General features: G+C 55.6%; 1 pseudogene. It reads right to left on the reverse strand.

The window, feature by feature from the left end:
- Positions 1–232: pseudogene (locus RG959_RS25005) on the reverse strand (fatty acid--CoA ligase); the annotation flags it as partial.

The raw sequence follows: 232 nt of genomic DNA on the forward strand, positions 1-232 counted from the left end.
GTCTGCGACATACAGGTAGCCGTCTTCATCGATATAGCCTAAGTCGCCGGAATGATACCATCCTTTATACATCGCCTTTGCCGTCGCTTCTTCGCGGTTGTAATAGCCGACCATCATACACGGACCACGCATAATGATCTCGCCGACTTCCCCTGGCGGCAGCACTTCATCCGGATCGGACGGACCGTCTTCCTGCGGCCTGACGACGCGAATTTCATGGTTCAGGCAGGCG

The organism is Domibacillus sp. 8LH (assembly GCF_038806185.1).
In the GTDB taxonomy this organism is placed as follows: Bacteria; Bacillota; Bacilli; order Bacillales; family Domibacillaceae; genus Domibacillus; species Domibacillus indicus_A.